This window comes from Enterococcus sp. S86.2 (assembly GCF_059834485.2).
The window spans coordinates 979,576-997,299 of record NZ_CM206813.1; the positions used below are offsets into that span (position 1 = coordinate 979,576).

The following is a 17,724-nucleotide window of genomic DNA, read 5'->3' on the forward strand; positions in this document are numbered from 1 at the left end:
GTTAATCAACAAGCTGTTGTATAAAAAGGGTGATACATATGAAATTAAAAGCAGGTATTGATGTCGGTTCTACGACGGTTAAATTAGTCATTTTAAATGAAAAAAATGAAACAATTTTCGCAAAATACGAACGTCACTTTTCGGATGTGAAAAAAGCGACAAATAAAATTTTGTCTGAAGGTCAAGCAGTAATCAAAGATACTCCCGTATCTTTACAAATTACCGGTTCTGGTGGGATGGGTCTGGCAGAAGTTTTAGAAATTCCCTTCGTGCAAGAAGTAATTGCTTGTACCAAAACGGTTGAAACAATTATCCCTCAAACAGATGTCGTCATTGAATTAGGTGGTGAGGATGCTAAAATCACCTTTTTTGAAGGGGCATTAGAGCAACGCATGAATGGTAGTTGTGCCGGTGGTACCGGTGCTTTTATCGATCAGATGGCGGTACTTTTAAAAACGGATGCCAATGGGGTTAATGAATTGGCAAAAAATTATCAAACAATTTATCCTATTGCTTCTCGGTGTGGTGTCTTTGCTAAAACCGATGTTCAGCCTTTAATTAATGAAGGCGCTGATAAAGCAGATATTGCAGCGAGTATTTTTCAAGCGGTGGTTAATCAGACAATTGCAGGCCTTGCTGCAGGACGAAAAATCAAAGGAAAAGTTGCCTTTTTAGGTGGTCCTTTGTATTTTATGTCTGAACTAAGAAAACGGTTTGTTGAGACGTTAAATATCGCCCCAGAAGATATTGTTTTTCCTGAAAATCCACAACTATTTGTGGCGATGGGGGCAGCTTTGTTTGCTAAAGAAGGTGAGGCTACCACGTTAGCAAATTTATTGGACCGCTTAGAAAATGGACAACAAGACCAATTAAAGCCTACCGATACATTACAACCCTTATTTAGTAGTGATGCGGAGTTAACAGAATTTAGAACACGTCACGGCCAAGCAACAGCAGAAGAAAAAGATTTGACTACGCATCAAGGCGCAGCATTTTTAGGAATCGATGCAGGTTCAACCACAACAAAAGTGGTGTTAATTGATGATGCGGGTCGGATATTATTTTCTTTTTACGGTAACAATGAAGGCCAGCCACTCGAAACAACCATGGCAGTTTTAACCGATCTTTATCAGAAAATGCCAGCTGATGTTTTTGTCGGAAAAGCAGCAGTAACAGGTTACGGAGAACATCTCATCAAAAATGCGTTGAAAGTCGATATTGGCGAAGTCGAAACCATGGCTCACTACAAAGCAGCCAATCATTTTCAACCAGGTGTAGACTTTATCTTGGATATTGGTGGCCAAGATATGAAAGCTATGACGATTAAAGATGGTGTTTTATCTTCCATTCAGTTAAATGAAGCGTGCTCATCTGGTTGCGGTTCTTTCATCGAAACATTTGCTAAATCGCTAAATTACGATGTAAAAGATTTTGCCCTTGCAGCCACACAATCACAAGCGCCGGTAGATTTAGGTTCTCGTTGTACGGTTTTCATGAATTCAAAGGTAAAACAAGTCCAAAAAGAAGGTGCCAGTGTTGGCGATATTTCAGCAGGACTTTCTTATTCGGTCATCAAAAATGCCATTTATAAAGTAATTAAGATTCGTCGTCCTGAAGAATTGGGAGAAAAAATTGTCTGCCAAGGAGGAACATTTTATAACGAAGCGGTTTTACGTGCTTTTGAAGAAATTTCTGGGCGTCAAGTTGTCAGACCTTCTATTGCAGGGTTAATGGGTGCTTATGGTGCCGCATTAATCGCATTAGAAAATTATGATATTGCTGAAGAAAGCACGATTTTAGATGCCGAAGAATTAGCGACGTTTACTGCTGAAAAAGAATTCACCCATTGCAATTTGTGTGAAAATAAATGTCAATTAACGGTCACAATTTTTTCTGATGGACGTCAATTTATAACAGGAAATCGCTGTGAACGCGGAGCAAAAATCAAAATTAAAAAAGAAGATCGTCGCGTCAATTTAATAGATTATAAATACAAACGTCTTTTCAAATACCGTCCATTGCGGAAAAAAGATGCGCTAAGAGGTGTGGTGGGGATTCCTCGAGTCTTGAATATGTATGAAAATTATCCTCTATGGCATACGTTATTTACAGATTTAGGTTTTAGAGTCCAACTTTCACCCCGATCAAATAAAGCGTTGTATGAACAAGGAATGGAGACGATTCCAAGTGATACCGCTTGTTATCCAGCTAAAATTACTCACGGTCATATTCAAGCTTTGATTGACAAAGAAGTACCACTGATTTTTTACCCTGGTGTGGTTTTTGAACGGCAAGAAAGTCCAGAAGCAGACAATCATTTTAATTGTCCCATTGTGCAAAGTTATCCCGATGTTATTCGCAACAATGTTGATGATATTCGCGAAGGTAAAGTTGATTACCGCAATCCTTTCTTGAACTTAGCAAATGAGGCTGCGGTAATTGAGGTCTTGAGCAAAACCTTTGCAGATTTGGGAATCACAAAAGAAGAAATGGCTGCTGCTGTTCACCATGGTTTTGCAGAATTGGAAAACTTTAAACAAGACATTCGCAATAAAGGTGAAGAAACTTTGGCCATGTTACAAGCCAAAGGAGAACGTGGTATCGTTATTTCTGGCCGTCCGTATCATTTGGATCCTGAAATTAATCATGGTATCAGTGAAGTTATTACCCAAGAAGGTTTCCATGTTTTAACCGAAGATAGTATTTCTCATTTAAGTGATGTTGGTAATTTGCGCGTGGTAAATCAATGGGTTTATCATTCCCGCCTCTATGCGGCAGCACGTGTGGTGGCAAAATCTAAAAATCTTGAATTAGTGCAATTGAATTCCTTTGGCTGTGGTTTGGATGCAGTGACAACTGACCAAGTCGAAGAAATCATGGACCAGTATGGGAAAATTTACACGGTGCTAAAAATTGATGAAGGCTCGAATTTAGGTGCGATTCGGATTCGCTTGCGTTCATTAAAAGCAGCAGTGAAGGAACGGGATAAACAAGACTTCACGCCAACAAAACGCTACGATGAGCCAGAAAAAATCGTCTTTACTAAAGATATGCGTAAAAAACATACTTTACTATTGCCGATGCTTAGTCCGATTCATCAAGATGGACTAGTTGATGAAGCCTTAAAAGCTTCGGGGTATAATGTGGTTTGTTTACCTGCAGAAGATAAAGATGCTGTAAATGTTGGCTTGAAATACGTGAATAACGATGCATGTTACCCTGCCATTATCTCAATTGGTCAATTAGTGGAGGCATTAGAAAGCGGTGCTTACGATTTAAACAATACCAGTGTGATGATGACACAAACTGGTGGGGGATGTCGTGCGACAAATTATATTCCGCTCTTACGCAAAGCTTTAAATGATGCTGGCTTCCCACAAGTGCCAGTCGTTTCAGTATCGATGGGAAATAAAGGAGTCGAATCAAATCCAGGTTTCAAATTTACCCTGCCGATGTTAAAACGAATTGTAGTTGCCTTTTTATATGGTGATTTATTTGAACGGGTGGTTTATCGCACTCGTCCTTACGAACTTAAAAAAGGTCAAATTGATCAAATGCATGCAGATTGGTTGAAAAAAGTAGCTAAAAATGTACGCAATGGTTCATTGACCCAGTTTAATCGCAATATGAAAAAAATTATCGCTGATTTTGATACTGTCCCTTTGTCTGATGCAGTGAAACCCAAAGTCGGTGTAGTTGGGGAAATCTTAGTGAAATATTCACCAACGGCCAATAATGATATTGTGCGCTTACTAGAAGCAGAAGGGGCTGAAGCCGTAGTTCCAGATATTATTGGTTTTATGAATTATTCTTTATACAATCAAATTTGGAAGTATGAGAATTTGGGAATGGCCAAAAAAGGGAAAGTTTTAGCTGAATTTGGGATTCGTTTAATCGAAATGGTTGAACGTCCGATGGATAAAGCACTGCGAGCTTCAGAGCGCTTTGATGGTATTCAGTCTATTTACGATTTAGCAGCAGATGCCAGCAAAGTTTTATCCATTGGAAATCACACGGGTGAGGGCTGGTTTTTAACTGGGGAAATGATTGAGTTGTTAAAAACGGGTGTTAATAATATTGTTTGTATGCAACCTTTTGGCTGTTTGCCAAACCATGTAGTTGGTAAAGGCGTTATTAAAGAATTGCGTCATCAATATCCAAAAGCTAACATCGCTGCGATTGATTATGATCCAGGTGTGTCTTTAGTAAATCAATTAAATCGAATTCGTTTAATGATGGCCACAGCCAATAAAATGTTAACTGAAGAAGAACTTTCGGTTTAAAAATGACAGTAAATATCTGTACCAAAATGAAAGTGTAAAAGTAAATAGTGAAAAAAGTCTTGGGAAGATAGCTAATTTCCAAGGCTTTTTTTGTGATGAAGGAGAAGAAAAGCAGCTGAAAAGTTTGCTAATTAGGTATATACCAGTTATAATGATGATACGATTTGAGTGGAAATATTACATCAAATGTGATCTTAATTGAAGGAGAAATAATGAATGTCTGATAGTTTACCAATTTATATTCAGATTCACGACCAAATCAAAACTAAAATTGAAAAAGGGGTCTGGCAAATCGGAGACCGCTTGCCATCAGAACGGGAGTTGGCTACTCAATTTAGTGTTAGTCGGATGACCTTGCGCCAAGCAATCCAAACTTTGGCAGATGAAGGGATTTTGGAAAGAAAAATCGGATCTGGAACTTATGTGGCACGACAAAAAGTCCAAGAAAAAATGACTGGCACGACTAGTTTTACTGAAATTATGCTATCTCAAGGCAGAGAGCCTTCTAGTAAAGTAGTTTCTTATTTTATGACGGCGCCAAGTTCTTCAGAAATGGAGAAATTAAAATTGGCCCCAGAAGAAGGTATTTTACGAATGGAGAGAATTCGTTATGCTGATGATGTTCCAATCTGTTTTGAAGTTGCCAGCATTCCAGAGCATTTAATTAAAGAATATAGTAAAGCCGAAATTACGACTTCTTTTTATAAAACTTTAGAAGAAAAAGGCGGTTTAAAAATTGGCGGTGCAAATCAAACAGTTTCTGCCATGTTAGCTTCAGAGCAAATTGCCGAATTTTTGAAGATTAAACGGGGAGATGCAATTTTGCGGATGCGTCAAGTTTCGTATCTAGATGACGGTGTTCCTTTTGAATATGTGAGAACCCAGTACGTTGGCAACCGATTTGAATTTTATTTAGAAAAATAAAAGCCTAAGTTTGTAGCCAAAAAGTATAGCTGTTTTTACAGCGTACTTTTTGGCATAAACGAAGGCTTTTTATGCTAGCAAAATTTCGTTATAAGTTTTTTGACCATAAAAAAACTGTACTTGACCGCTTAACAGTTCAGTGATACTTGCTTCAAAGGCGGCTATACTTTCTTCATCGATTGAGCAGACAACCACTACCTCATCGGTAAATAGTGTCTCTTTTATCGCTAGCTGGTTGTTTTCCAAGTAGTTTTGCAACTTTCCTAGTAAGGGATAAGCAATTGTTAGTGAAACTTCTTGTTGGAGTTTTCCTTCAACGATACCAATTTCATCGATTCCATGGGAAACAGCATGAGAATAAGCGCGAATTAATCCCCCCACTCCTAATTTTGTCCCGCCAAAGTAGCGAGTAACAACCGCTGCAACGTTGATTAAATCTTTTTTGACTAACACTTCTAACATGGGGATGCCAGCAGTTCCACTAGGTTCACCATCGTCACTACTACGTTTGATTTCACTTTTGTCCCCGACTACAAAAGCGCTGCAATTATGGGTAGCTTTCCAATGTTCTTTTTTTACACGTTGAATAAATAGTTTAGCTTCATCTTCTGTTTCCACTCGTTTTAATGAGCAAATAAAACGAGATTTTTTAATTTCAATTTCGGCTACCCCGTCTTTTTGAATCGTTAAATAGTGATCTATCATGAAGGTACTCCTTAGCTTGACTTTTATTTTTAGTATAAAAAAAATACCAACAAGTTGCAAATAGCTATTGGTTGCACTTTTAACCTTATTTAAGCGATAATTAGGAGAGGTGATCAGCATGGCACGAAAATATGACGTTATTACACATTATTTGAAAACAAATGGCGGGTCGCAAGTAACACTGACCTTTACTCAATTTGATGAACTATTATTTCCTGCTAGTGGTCTGCCCAAAAGTGCTCGTAAAACCAAAGAATGGTGGGCCAATGATTATCATTACCCTGAAAAAGGGGCGTATGCATGGTTAAATGCCGGCTATGAAGTCGTTTATGTTAATTTGGATAAAGAATTTAGCGTTTTTAATAAACTCGTCAAAGCCAAGTGGTTGCTGGCGGAAGACAAGTAGTAAGCGTTGACAAAAAATATTGTTATCTTATAATTGACGTAAGCCTAAGTTAAGCTTAAAGATTACATAAGGAGGAAATAAAATGGCTAAAAAAACAATTATGTTAGTTTGTTCGGCTGGGATGAGTACCAGTTTATTAGTTACAAAAATGCAAAAAGCAGCAGAAGCACAAGGTGTTGAAGCAGATGTCTTTGCGGTATCTGCCTCAGATGCGGATAATTCAATTGAAAGCAAACCCGTTGACGTTATGTTATTAGGACCACAAGTTCGCTTTATGAAAGGCGACTTTGAAAAACGCTTAGCACCAAAAGGAATTCCACTTGATGTCATCAATATGGCCGATTATGGCATGATGAATGGCGAAAATGTTTTAAAACAAGCCATGACGTTAATCGAAAATAAATAATAGTACAAAAAGGTGAACCAAACGTTAAATTTAACGTTTGGTTCACCTTTTTTTATCCTTTCTGCGTACCTATTTTTGAGGTGAAAAAAAATGGAATTTTATCCTGGCTATCAGTACTTGGTAACAAAAGCAGAAGTAAGAAAAAAATCAGCACTGTCTTTTCAAAAGGCGATTACAGTTGATGGAGTTTTTTTACGTTGTCGTCGCTGCAATACTAAATTTTTAAAATCAGAAAATCAATTGCCCGATGGCCGTCATTACTGCCGTGCGTGTATGGCATTTGGTCGCGTTACTTCTAGCCATTATTTAGGTGTGCTGCCACTAGCAAACCCGAAAAAAAAGACAGTAGACTTGATTTTTTGCGGACAACTGACTGCTGCGCAGAAAAAAATCAGTCAAGGATTAGTAGAAAATTTTAAACAACAGCGAGCCAGTTTAGTTTATGCAGTCACTGGAGCCGGTAAAACCGAAATGTTGTTTGAATTACTTCATTATTGTTTAGCTAAAGGCCTGAGTGTGGCATTTTGTAGTCCACGTGTTGATGTCTGTTGTGAAATTCAGCCTCGTTTGCAAGCTGTATTTCCAAAGCTTGAAATCGGGTTGCGTCATTATGGTGCTAAACCCTATCAGCCAACTTCGCTTTTGGTTTGTACGACCCACCAATTACTCTATTTTAAAGCAGCATTTCATTTGATTGTCGTTGATGAAATTGATGCCTTTCCTTACGCTGGTGATCAGAGACTACATTTTGCTGTAAACAATGCCTTACACAAAACAGGTTCTTGTGTCTTTTTAAGTGCGACCCCTAGTGAAACTGAAATTAAAGCTGCTCAAAAGACAGGGGGATTATTTTGTCTACCTGCACGATTTCATCGTCGCCAGTTACCTCTTCCAAAACTAATAAGAATCAAGACACAAAAATTACCACTATCCTACCGAATTAAAAAGAAGTTTTTAAGTCAAGTGATGCAATTATTACAACACAATCACTTACTCTTATTTTGCGCCACAGTACAGCAAGTGTTGGCCATGGAAAAATTTCTCAAAATGGAATTAGGGGACGTCGCTGTTGGCAGTGTGCATGCGGCAGATTGTGAGCGCCAAACAAAAGTAAAACGTATGCGACAAAATAAATTTCAAATTTTTTGCTGTTCGACTGTCATGGAACGCGGTGTGACCTTTGCCAATGTTTCTGTTTTGGTTTTTGGTGCAGATCATCTAATTTTTACCCAAGCTACCCTCTTACAGATTGCTGGAAGAGCGGATCGTAAAGGTGATTTTTCAAATAGCGAGGTCGTTTTTTATTTTACGCAAATGACAAACGCAATAAGAAAAACGCTTCAAACAACTAAAAACTTGAATCAGCAAGCAAAAAAGGCAGGGTTGCTTAATGAAATGTAGTAATTGTCAGCAAAAAATTAGCCGTAATCTTTTGATACAAGAAATCATCTTTCCTTGGTTACTTGCAAATGAAGAATTATGTGTAGACTGTCTGGCTCGCTTTCAAAAAATTGAAGCCAAGTGCGCCTGTGAAGGGTGCATGCGTCCAAATTGCGATAAACTTTGCCAAGATTGTCAAAAATGGCGAAAAATGTATCCTGACTTTGTTCTTTATCACCAAGCACTTTATCACTATAATGATGCTTTTAAAGACTGGTTGTATCGCTATAAATTTGAAGGGGATTATCCATTGTGTCACACGTTTTCTTTATCGGTAAAGCAAGCACTAAAGAGGTATCGTGACTTTATTATTGTTCCGTTGCCGTTATCAAAAGAACGTCAAAAAGAACGTGGCTTTAATCAAGCAGAAGAACTATTGAAAGCTGCTGGTATTACTTATGAAAATATTTTAATTCGTAAACAACACGATCGTCCGCAAGCAAGTAAAAAAAGAACGGAACGGCTGGGTTTAAAACAACCTTACATTATCAAAAAAAATGTGATAATTTCAGGACGTAAATTTTTGTTAGTAGACGATGTTTATACGACAGGACGTACGCTTTACCATGGCGTAGCACTTTTATACGCCCACAATGCAAAGGCCGTTGCAACTTTTACATTGGCACGTTAAAACCTTATGTTAGGCGTCATGAATAGATTTGAGAAATTCATGAATTTGTTAGCGTTTAACTTTGCAAATAGGTTAGAGTTCGCTATAATAATAGTAAGAAGAAGGCAAAAGAGTGGTCCTTTTACCTTCTTTAGTGGTAGACGAAAGGGGCAATTGTTATGTTTAGATACAATGTACGCGGAGAAAATATTGAAGTTACAGAAGCTATTCGCGATTATGTAGAGAAAAAAGTCGGTAAGTTGGAGCGTTACTTTACAGATGCGCCCGATGCAACGGCTCATGTGAACTTAAAGGTTTATACTGAAAAAACAGCGAAAGTGGAAGTGACAATCCCACTACCATATTTGGTATTGCGCGCAGAAGAAACTTCACCAGATTTATATGCAAGTATCGATTTGGTCGTTGATAAACTAGAACGTCAAATTCGTAAATTCAAAACAAAAATCAATCGTAAATCTCGTGAAACAGCAGTTCCTGCAGCAGAAGCAGCGGTTTTATTTAACAATGAAGCAGGTGACGATGAAACAGAAGCAGCATTAGATATCGTCCGCACCAAACGCTTATCATTAAAACCAATGGACAGTGAAGAAGCTGTTTTACAAATGAATATGTTGGGACATAACTTCTTTATTTTTGAAGATGCTGAAACCAATGGCACTAGCATCGTTTACCGCCGTAAAGATGGTAAATACGGTTTAATTGAAACAAACTAAAAAAAGATAAAAAGGTTCAAGCCAGGCGTCTTAAGTCGTCTAGCTTGAACCTTTTTTTATTTTTGTTTTTTTTGGAGAAATTTCGTTACTCGCTTTTTTATTCGTTATATTTTTCACTTTGAAAAATTTTGGTTAATAGCCGATTTTTCCGGGCATCATTTAAACGATAATGAACATGGTAAAGACCTGCTAAAATTAAAATACAGTCAAAGACAATCATGGAGATGAAATGCTCTTGTAAAGAAAACATAGCGAATAGTTCATGGGTCGCAACAATACCATTTAGCACCCCAGCAATAGCGATGTAATACCAAGCTACCGCCTTGTTGAAATAACGAAAAAGTCGATCCATTTCTTTTTTGCTGCTGATATTATCCCGCAACATTTTTATGCCTCGGATTTTTTCTTTGTGAATTTTTAAAGGGGGAAAAAGCCAATACCAAGGGGATACTTTGGGATATTTATGCCCGCTTTTTTGAAATCTCTTTAGCATTTTGTTAGGTTCAGATAACTCTAAGGCTCCTTGGTACAAAGGAAAAACATAAAGTAACCAAACTCCGCAAAACGTTAAGACAGCGTAAATTTTTTCAGCCACAACAATTCACTCCTTTTGGTTTGGTTTTAGCATGTAAGCTTATTTTTGTAAAATAAGCAAAATGGGCTTTCACAAACTTTATTATAGCGTGAAATAAAAATGAATTTCACCTAAAAGCTTGATTACGAAAAATAAAAGGTTAAATATCTTCTCATATTTTGTCTTATTTCCCTTATTTAAAAAAGATAAAATAATAAATTAGAGTAAAGCTTCTTGATTCTAATGCTAAGTATTTCATTTGTTTCAACTTAATGCTAAAATATATGGGAGAGTTTCTAATTGAAACGAGAATTGATGCAAAGAAGGGGAATTATTCACTAATGGCCAACTTTATACGTAAGTTAATTGAAAATGATAAAAAAGAATTAAAACGGTTGGATAAAATTGCCAATGAGGTCGAAACGTTTGCTGAAAAAATGGCGGCATTATCTGATCTTCAGTTAAAAGAAAAAACCGATGAATTTCGCGGACGCTATCAAAAAGGTGAAACGCTAGATCAGCTATTACCAGAGGCGTTTGCAGTTGTACGTGAAGCTGCAAAACGGGTCTTGGGGCTTTATCCTTACCATGTTCAATTAATGGGGGGGATTGTTTTACACGATGGTAATATTTCTGAAATGCGAACTGGTGAAGGGAAAACATTGACTGCAACAATGCCCGTCTACCTAAACGCCCTAAGCGGCGAAGGGGTACATGTGGTAACAGTTAACGAATACTTAGCCACTCGTGACTCGCAAGAAATGGGCGAATTGTACAATTTTCTTGGGATGACGGTTGGTTTAAACATCAACTCTAAAACACCAGAGGAAAAACGGGCTGCCTATGCTTGTGATATCACGTACTCAACGAATAATGAATTAGGTTTTGACTATTTGCGAGACAACATGGTAGTTTATCGCAATCAAATGGTGCAACGACCACTAAATTATGCTGTTGTCGATGAAGTGGACTCGATTTTAGTCGATGAAGCTAGAACACCGTTGATTATTTCTGGACAAGCTGAAAAATCAACCGCACTTTATACGCGCGCTGATAACTTTGTCAAACGCTTGAAAGAAGAGGAAGATTATAAGATTGATATTCAGTCTAAGACAATTGGGTTAACAGAAGCTGGGATTGAAAAAGCTGAAGAAAACTTTGGTCTAAAAAATCTTTATGATATTGAAAATACAGCGTTAACACATCACTTAGATAATGCATTACGCGCTAATTTCATTATGATTCGCGACTTTGATTATGTGGTACAAGAAGGAAAAGTTTTAATCGTTGACCAATTTACAGGACGGATTATGGATGGACGTCGGTATTCTGATGGCTTACACCAAGCGATTGAAGCTAAAGAAGGCGTTGAAATTGAAGATGAAACAAAAACAATGGCAACCATTACCTTCCAAAACTATTTCCGGATGTATAAAAAATTAGCCGGGATGACAGGTACAGCCAAAACCGAAGAAGAAGAATTCCGGGAAATCTACAACATGCAAGTTATCCAAATTCCAACTAACCAACCGGTAATTCGTGATGATCGAGCTGATTTGCTTTATCCAACGCTACATTCTAAATTCGATGCAGTTGTTAAAGACATTAAAGAACGTTACCGTAAGGGACAACCTGTATTAGTTGGTACCGTTGCCGTTGAAACATCAGAATTGTTATCTAACATGTTAGATAAAGAAAAAGTTCCTCATGAAGTCTTGAATGCTAAGAACCACTTTAAAGAAGCGGAAATTATTTTAAATGCCGGACAAAAAGGTGCCGTCACAATTGCAACTAACATGGCTGGTCGTGGTACGGATATTAAATTAGGTTTAGGTGTGGCAGAATTAGGCGGTTTAGCTGTTGTCGGTACTGAACGCCATGAATCACGCCGGATTGATAACCAATTACGTGGCCGTTCAGGTCGTCAAGGGGATCCAGGGGTTTCACAATTTTATTTATCCCTTGAAGATGATTTGATGAAACGTTTTGGTTCTGAACGAATTAAGGCCTTTATGGAACGTATGAACTTGGATGAAGAAGATCAAGTTATTCAAAGTAAAATGTTGACTAAACAAGTGGAATCAGCACAAAAACGGGTTGAAGGTAATAACTACGATACTCGTAAAAATGTCTTGCAATATGACGATGTAATGCGGGAACAACGTGAAGTTATTTACGGTCAACGACAAGAAGTAATTATGGAAGAAAAGGACTTGTCACAAACGCTGATGAACATGGTGAAACGTACGATTAGCCGTGTCGTAGATGCGCATACTCAAGTTGAAGATAAGAGTCAATGGAATTTAGCTGGGATTGTTGATTTTGCAGGTAACGCCATTGTTCACGAAGATAGTATCGCAGTGGCTGATCTGGAAAATAAATCACCCGAAGAAATGAAAACTTTCTTAATGGAGAAAGCACAAGCTATTTTTGATCAAAAGAAAGAGCAATTAAATAGTCAAGAACAATTATTGGAGTTTGAAAAAGTTGTTATCTTGCGGGTAGTTGACTCTAAATGGACAGACCATATCGATGCGATGGATCAATTGCGTCAATCAATTGGCCTGCGGGCTTACGGACAAAACAATCCACTCGTAGAATATCAAACTGAAGGCTATACGATGTTTGAAGATATGGTGGGGGCAATTGAATACGAAGTGACACGTCTGTTTATGAAGGCTGAGATTCGTCAAAATGTGCAACGAGAGCAAGTTGCACAAGGTCAAGCGGAACAAGAAGAAGAAGTAAAACCGCAAAAACCACAACAAGTTAAAAAAGTTGGACGTAACGATCCATGTCCTTGTGGTAGCGGTAAAAAGTATAAAAATTGCCACGGCAAAAACGCATAGTTAAAATCATTCATAGACTAAGGCTGGTACGCGACTTGTACCAGCCTTATCTTTTGGTTATGATAGAACCATAAAAATATCTCTACTATAAAAAGAAAAAGCAAAAAGCTGTTTTTAACAGGAGGAATCTTCAATGGAATTAAGTGAGATGAAACAACAGTTAAGTACCATGAAAGACCAAATTCAATCATTTAGGAGGTCTCTTTGACTTAGACGAGTTGGAAGAGGCTATTGCTCAAGCTGAACATCAAATGGCTGAGCCAGGTTTTTGGGATAATACAAAAAAAGCGCAAAAAGTTATTAATGAAAATAATGCTAATAAAGCAACTTATGATCAGTTTAATCAATTAGCAGCAGAAGAAGAAGAATTAGCGGTAATGGTAGAAATGTTAGAAGAAGAAGACGATTCAGAAATGAACGCAGAACTGGCAACCAGATTACCTGCGCTAAAAGAAAAATTACAAACTTATGAACTTTCTTTACTATTAGATGAACCTTATGATCATAATAATGCAATTTTAGAACTACACCCTGGTGCTGGCGGGACAGAATCCCAAGACTGGGGAAGTATGCTTTTAAGAATGTACACCCGCTGGGCAGAAAAGCATGGTTATCAGGTAGAGACATTGGATTACCAAGCCGGTGATGAAGCAGGAATTAAAAGTGTAACCTTGTTAATTAAAGGCCATAATGCTTTTGGTTATTTAAAATCAGAGCGTGGCGTACATCGCCTAGTTCGGATTTCACCTTTTGACTCAAATGCAAGACGACATACTTCTTTTTGTTCGGTGGATGTAATGCCGGAATTAGATGATACGATTGATATCGCAATTAATCCCGATGATTTAAAAATTGACACGTATCGGGCTAGCGGTGCTGGTGGACAGCATATCAATAAAACTGAATCTGCTGTACGTATTACCCATATTCCAACAGGTGTTGTAGTGGCTAGTCAAGCGCAACGTTCCCAGTTAAAAAATAGAGAACAAGCAATGGGCATGTTAAAAGCAAAATTGTATCAACTAGAAGTTGAGAAAAAAGAACAAGAAGCAGCTGCATTAAGAGGCGAACAATTAGAAATTGGCTGGGGTTCGCAAATTCGTTCTTATGTTTTTCATCCTTATTCAATGGTTAAAGATCACCGTAATAATTACGAAACCGGAAATGTCACAGCTGTAATGGATGGTGATTTGGATGGTTTCATTGATGCCTTCTTGAAAATGAAACTACGTCAAGGTGAGGATTAATTTTCTTTTAAATGAAATCAAAATGTAAACTTGTGAAAGATTACTGCAATATTGACATGTTATAATGAGCGGGTATGAAAAAAATGAGATGGAGAGATAGCCATGATTGAAATGAAGGATGTAATGAAGAAGTACTCCAACGGTACGACTGCCATCCGTAATATCACTATCGATATTGATCAAGGTGAATTTGTCTATGTGGTCGGACCTTCCGGCGCTGGGAAATCAACCTTTATTAAATTGATGTATCGGGAAGAAAAAGCTACCAAGGGCGTTTTAAACGTTGCTGGTTATGATTTATTAAACATCAAAAACAAAGAAGTTCCTTTGTTGCGCCGAGAAATCGGAGTAGTTTTCCAAGATTATAAATTATTGCCAAAAAAAACAGTCTATGAAAATGTTGCCTATGCAATGCAAGTAATTGGACGTAAGCCACGAGATATCAAAAAACGGGTAATGGAAGTTTTGGATTTAGTTGGTTTAAAACATAAAGTCCGTGTTTTCCCAAGTGAGTTATCTGGTGGGGAACAACAACGGGTTTCCATCGCGCGGGCAATTGTGAATACACCTAAAGTATTAATCGCCGATGAACCAACTGGTAACTTGGATCCAGAAAATTCATGGGAAATTATGAAACTATTGGATCGGATTAATGGACAAGGAACGACAATTGTAATGGCTACCCATAATAGTACAATTGTAAATACGATTAGACATCGGGTTATTGCAATTGAAAATGGACGCATTATTCGCGACCAAGCGGAAGGAGAATACGGCTACGATGATTAGAACTTTTTTCCGCCACTTATTGGAAAGTATTAAAAGCTTAAAACGTAACGGCTGGATGACAATTGCTTCTGTCAGTGCGGTTACCATTACCCTGACCTTAGTTGGTGTCTTTATGGGTGTTATTATGAATGCTACGAAATTGGCACAAGATATTGAAAAAAATGTGGACGTTTCAGTCTTTGTTGATATTGGAACCAAACAACCTGATATGGACAAATTAAAAACCGAACTAGAAGGATTGGATCATGTTAAAGGGGTGCATTTTTCTAGTAAAGCTGATGAATTGAAAAAAATTCAAGACGCGATGGGGGATGCGTGGCAACAATTTGAAGGGGATAGTAATCCGCTTTATGATGTTTATGTTGTGAGTGCAGAAAATCCTAAATATACAAAGACAATTTCAAAAGAAGCTGGAAATTTAAGCAATGTTTTCCGGGCAGATTATGGTGGTACCAACTCAGATCGAATCTTTAAAATTGCCGATGCAATTAAAACATGGGGCTTGGCTGCAGCTGTCTTGCTAGTTTTTGTCGCAATGTTCTTAATTTCCAATACGATTCGAATTACCATTTTATCCCGTCAAAGAGAAATTCAAATTATGCGTCTAGTAGGCGCCAAAAACGGTTATATCCGTTGGCCATTCTTTTTAGAAGGTGGTTGGATTGGCTTACTTGGTTCAGTCGTACCCGTATTGATTATGGTATTTGGTTACAATCAAGTTTACCGTTGGGTTAACCCGTCTTTATTACGTTCAAACTATAGTTTATTAGCACCGGACACTTTTACTTGGCAAATTTGTCTTTTAATGGTGGTTGTCGGTGTGGTTATTGGTTCAATTGGTTCGGTGATGTCTATGCGCCGTTTCCTAAAAGTTTAAAAACTCTTTACGACCGGTTTTTAGCCGGTCGTTTTTTTTTGACCATAAGGCAAGTATAAAATTTTCAGATAAGGTATAAAAATCAGTTGTATTGTGTTGTTCTTTACTTTGTTTGCTAAGTCCGCTATCCTTTATAAGGAGAATTCAAATGAAGTAAGGAGAAAAAAGGTGTTGGATTATCTTACCCAAAACATATCGACTATTTTAGTAATCGCCAATATGCTTTTGTCTTTTATTATCATTTTTCGAGAACGAAAACAAACAGCGCAAACATGGGCATGGCTTTTGGTTTTGATGTTTATTCCCGTGTTAGGTTTCATTTTGTATATTTTCTTTGGGCGGGGAATTTCCAAAGAGAAAATCTTTGACTTGAAAATGCAAGGAAAAGTTGGGATGAATGTTGAAATTGAGGAGCAGCGACAAGCCTTAATGCGGAACTTATTTCCCCATCCTAATACTGCGCAAGTGGATGTTAAGCAAATTGTTTATATGCTCACTGTTTTTGAACGGTCTTTATATACAACAACGAATGATGTACAATTATTTACCGATGGACGTCAGAAATTTGATCGTTTGATTCAAGATATCGATGCGGCTAAAAATCATATTCATATGCAATACTACATTTATCGAAGTGATAATCTCGGCGTAGAAGTTCGAGATGCACTAACGCGGGCAGCCAAAAGAGGAGTAAAAGTAAGAGTTTTGTTGGATGCATGGGGGTCTACCCAAGTCAGCTTGAATTTTTTTAGTGAGTTAAAAGAAGTCGGAGGCGAGGTCTCTTTATTCTTTCCTCTTTTTGTCCCCTACATCAATCCCCGTATTAATTACCGAAATCACCGCAAAATTGTGGTGATAGATGGAACGATCGGCTATACAGGTGGCTTTAATGTGGGAGATGAATATTTAGGGATTGTAGAGAAATTTGGCTATTGGCGGGATAATCATTTGCGCATCTTTGGTCCAGCGGTCTATTCTTTGCAAAACCGATTTTTAATGGATTGGAACTCACAACATAAAAATGAAGTGTTATTTGCAGAAGATTATTTTCCTGTAGTTGAAGCCAGTGGAAACGTGCCAATTCAAATTATTACCAGTGGTCCTGACTCAGAATATGAGCAAATCAAAATGACATATTTGAAAATGATTGGTATGGCAAAAAAAGAAATTCTTATTCAAACACCGTATTATATTCCCGACGAATCTATTCACGAGGCCTTAAAATTAGCGTTGTTATCTGGGGTTCATGTGCAAATTCAAATTCCCAATAAACCAGATCATCCCCTCGTGTATTGGGCAACTTATTCTTTTGCTGCGGAATTATTGGAATATGGGGCGGTGATTGAAACTTATGAAAATGGTTTTATGCACGCTAAAACAATGATTATTGATGCTGGAATTGTTTCAGTTGGGTCAGCCAATATTGATGTGCGTTCTTTTCGACTGGATTTTGAAGTGAACGCTTTATTATATGATGAGAAAATGGCGGCTAAAGTACGACAGGCTTTCTATAATGATTCCTTAAAATCCAAGCTTGTGACAAAAGAATTGTACAACAAACGAAGCGTGATAGTGAAATTTAAAGAAGGTTTGGCACGCTTGATTTCCCCCTTGCTATAAAAAGCTGAGGAATCATTTAGCCTTGAGCCGTAAAACCAGGATTTGCTGGAATTTTTTTTCATTTGCGCAATTTTTGATTTATGGCTCAGGGAGTTAGTTAGAAAAGCTGGACCGGGCTAAAGCAGCCAACCAATTTTTTCTTGTAAAAATTTATCCTTTTTTTCTAGATAAAAAAAAGACCGGCAGTCGGCCAGTCTTTGCTTTCATTTCACTGCATATGGGGAGAATGCTGTTGAAATGGTGAAAAGTGAAGTTAATCT

14 protein-coding genes are annotated in these 17,724 nt (G+C 37.7%); 12 read left to right on the top strand and 2 right to left on the bottom strand.

Translation table 11 applies throughout. The features are described 5' to 3' along the window. Positions 1-38: 38 nt before the first annotated feature. Both AC6R0T_RS04470 and AC6R0T_RS04475 read left to right on the top strand, forming a co-directional pair. Positions 39-4,283, top strand: a complete 4,245-nt coding sequence (locus AC6R0T_RS04470; protein WP_303754415.1) for a 2-hydroxyacyl-CoA dehydratase — start codon at positions 39-41, stop codon at positions 4,281-4,283. Positions 4,284-4,499: 216 nt separating this feature from the next. Further along, positions 4,500-5,207 (top strand): GntR family transcriptional regulator, encoded by a 708-nt coding sequence (locus AC6R0T_RS04475; protein ID WP_303754414.1) that lies wholly within the window; start codon positions 4,500-4,502, stop codon positions 5,205-5,207. A gap of 69 nt (positions 5,208-5,276) precedes the next feature. On the opposite strand, the gene AC6R0T_RS04480 is transcribed toward AC6R0T_RS04475, so the two are convergent. Then, positions 5,277-5,912: a YigZ family protein gene (locus tag AC6R0T_RS04480; protein ID WP_303754413.1), complete on the bottom strand. Its 636-nt coding sequence runs from the start codon at positions 5,910-5,912 to the stop codon at positions 5,277-5,279. Between the two features lie 118 nt (positions 5,913-6,030). On the opposite strand from AC6R0T_RS04480, the gene AC6R0T_RS04485 reads away from it, so the two are divergent. The 5 genes from AC6R0T_RS04485 to hpf all read left to right on the top strand — a co-directional run bounded on the left by AC6R0T_RS04485 (position 6,031) and on the right by hpf (position 9,508). Continuing rightward, positions 6,031-6,318 carry a DUF7662 domain-containing protein gene (locus tag AC6R0T_RS04485; protein ID WP_230708874.1) on the top strand — a complete coding sequence of 96 codons (288 nt, stop codon included), beginning with the start codon at positions 6,031-6,033 and terminating at the stop codon, positions 6,316-6,318. 82 nt (positions 6,319-6,400) lie between these two features. After that, on the top strand, positions 6,401-6,724 hold the full coding sequence (locus AC6R0T_RS04490) for a PTS sugar transporter subunit IIB (RefSeq protein WP_230708872.1): 324 nt from the start codon (positions 6,401-6,403) through the stop codon (positions 6,722-6,724). A 90-nt stretch (positions 6,725-6,814) separates the two neighbouring features. Further along, positions 6,815-8,125, top strand: a complete 1,311-nt coding sequence (locus AC6R0T_RS04495; protein ID WP_303754412.1) for a DEAD/DEAH box helicase — start codon at positions 6,815-6,817, stop codon at positions 8,123-8,125. Further along, positions 8,115-8,795 (top strand): ComF family protein, encoded by a 681-nt coding sequence (locus AC6R0T_RS04500; protein WP_303754411.1) that lies wholly within the window; start codon positions 8,115-8,117, stop codon positions 8,793-8,795. Before AC6R0T_RS04495 ends, AC6R0T_RS04500 begins: the two co-directional genes overlap by 11 nt. Positions 8,796-8,953: 158 nt before the next feature. Next, positions 8,954-9,508, top strand: coding sequence for a ribosome hibernation-promoting factor, HPF/YfiA family (hpf, locus tag AC6R0T_RS04505; RefSeq protein WP_206903160.1), 555 nt, complete (start codon positions 8,954-8,956; stop codon positions 9,506-9,508). A 97-nt stretch (positions 9,509-9,605) separates the two neighbouring features. Here hpf and AC6R0T_RS04510 read toward each other — a convergent pair whose 3' ends face one another. Further along, the gene (locus AC6R0T_RS04510) at positions 9,606-10,103 is read right to left on the bottom strand and encodes a hypothetical protein (protein WP_303754409.1); all 498 of its coding nucleotides are present in this window, start codon (positions 10,101-10,103) and stop codon (positions 9,606-9,608) included. Between the two features lie 320 nt (positions 10,104-10,423). On the opposite strand from AC6R0T_RS04510, the gene secA reads away from it, so the two are divergent. The 5 genes from secA to cls all read left to right on the top strand — a co-directional run bounded on the left by secA (position 10,424) and on the right by cls (position 17,464). Further along, on the top strand, positions 10,424-12,931 hold the full coding sequence (secA, locus tag AC6R0T_RS04515; RefSeq protein ID WP_206903169.1) for a preprotein translocase subunit SecA: 2,508 nt from the start codon (positions 10,424-10,426) through the stop codon (positions 12,929-12,931). 133 nt (positions 12,932-13,064) lie between these two features. Next, positions 13,065-14,178, top strand: a protein-coding gene (gene prfB / locus AC6R0T_RS04520) for a peptide chain release factor 2 (RefSeq protein ID WP_282461376.1) whose coding sequence is annotated in 2 segments (ribosomal slippage) — positions 13,065-13,136 and positions 13,138-14,178 — 1,113 coding nt in all. Because the reading frame shifts where the segments join, the coding sequence is not laid out codon by codon here. Between the two features lie 102 nt (positions 14,179-14,280). Further along, complete coding sequence (gene ftsE, locus AC6R0T_RS04525; protein ID WP_206903157.1) at positions 14,281-14,967, top strand: cell division ATP-binding protein FtsE; 687 nt, start codon at positions 14,281-14,283, stop codon at positions 14,965-14,967. Beyond that, entirely contained in the window at positions 14,960-15,844 is an 885-nt protein-coding gene (gene ftsX / locus AC6R0T_RS04530) for a permease-like cell division protein FtsX (RefSeq protein WP_206903156.1), read from the top strand. Before ftsE ends, ftsX begins: the two co-directional genes overlap by 8 nt. A 168-nt stretch (positions 15,845-16,012) precedes the next feature. Then, a complete protein-coding gene (cls, locus tag AC6R0T_RS04535) occupies positions 16,013-17,464 on the top strand; it encodes a cardiolipin synthase (RefSeq protein ID WP_396139458.1) in 1,452 nt (483 codons plus the stop codon). Positions 17,465-17,724 lie beyond the last annotated feature (260 nt).

Bases quoted from the DNA above. Each gene is read 5' to 3' on its own strand.
- AC6R0T_RS04475 (WP_303754414.1), top strand. From the start codon at position 4,500: ATGTCTGATAGTTTACCAATTTATATTCAGATTCACGACCAAATCAAA.
- AC6R0T_RS04470 (WP_303754415.1), top strand. From the start codon at position 39: ATGAAATTAAAAGCAGGTATTGATGTCGGTTCTACGACGGTTAAATTA.
- hpf (WP_206903160.1), top strand. From the start codon at position 8,954: ATGTTTAGATACAATGTACGCGGAGAAAATATTGAAGTTACAGAAGCT.
- AC6R0T_RS04490 (WP_230708872.1), top strand. From the start codon at position 6,401: ATGGCTAAAAAAACAATTATGTTAGTTTGTTCGGCTGGGATGAGTACC.
- ftsX (WP_206903156.1), top strand. From the start codon at position 14,960: ATGATTAGAACTTTTTTCCGCCACTTATTGGAAAGTATTAAAAGCTTA.
- AC6R0T_RS04485 (WP_230708874.1), top strand. From the start codon at position 6,031: ATGGCACGAAAATATGACGTTATTACACATTATTTGAAAACAAATGGC.
- secA (WP_206903169.1), top strand. From the start codon at position 10,424: ATGGCCAACTTTATACGTAAGTTAATTGAAAATGATAAAAAAGAATTA.
- AC6R0T_RS04495 (WP_303754412.1), top strand. From the start codon at position 6,815: ATGGAATTTTATCCTGGCTATCAGTACTTGGTAACAAAAGCAGAAGTA.
- ftsE (WP_206903157.1), top strand. From the start codon at position 14,281: ATGATTGAAATGAAGGATGTAATGAAGAAGTACTCCAACGGTACGACT.
- AC6R0T_RS04480 (WP_303754413.1), bottom strand. From the start codon at position 5,912: ATGATAGATCACTATTTAACGATTCAAAAAGACGGGGTAGCCGAAATT.
- AC6R0T_RS04500 (WP_303754411.1), top strand. From the start codon at position 8,115: ATGAAATGTAGTAATTGTCAGCAAAAAATTAGCCGTAATCTTTTGATA.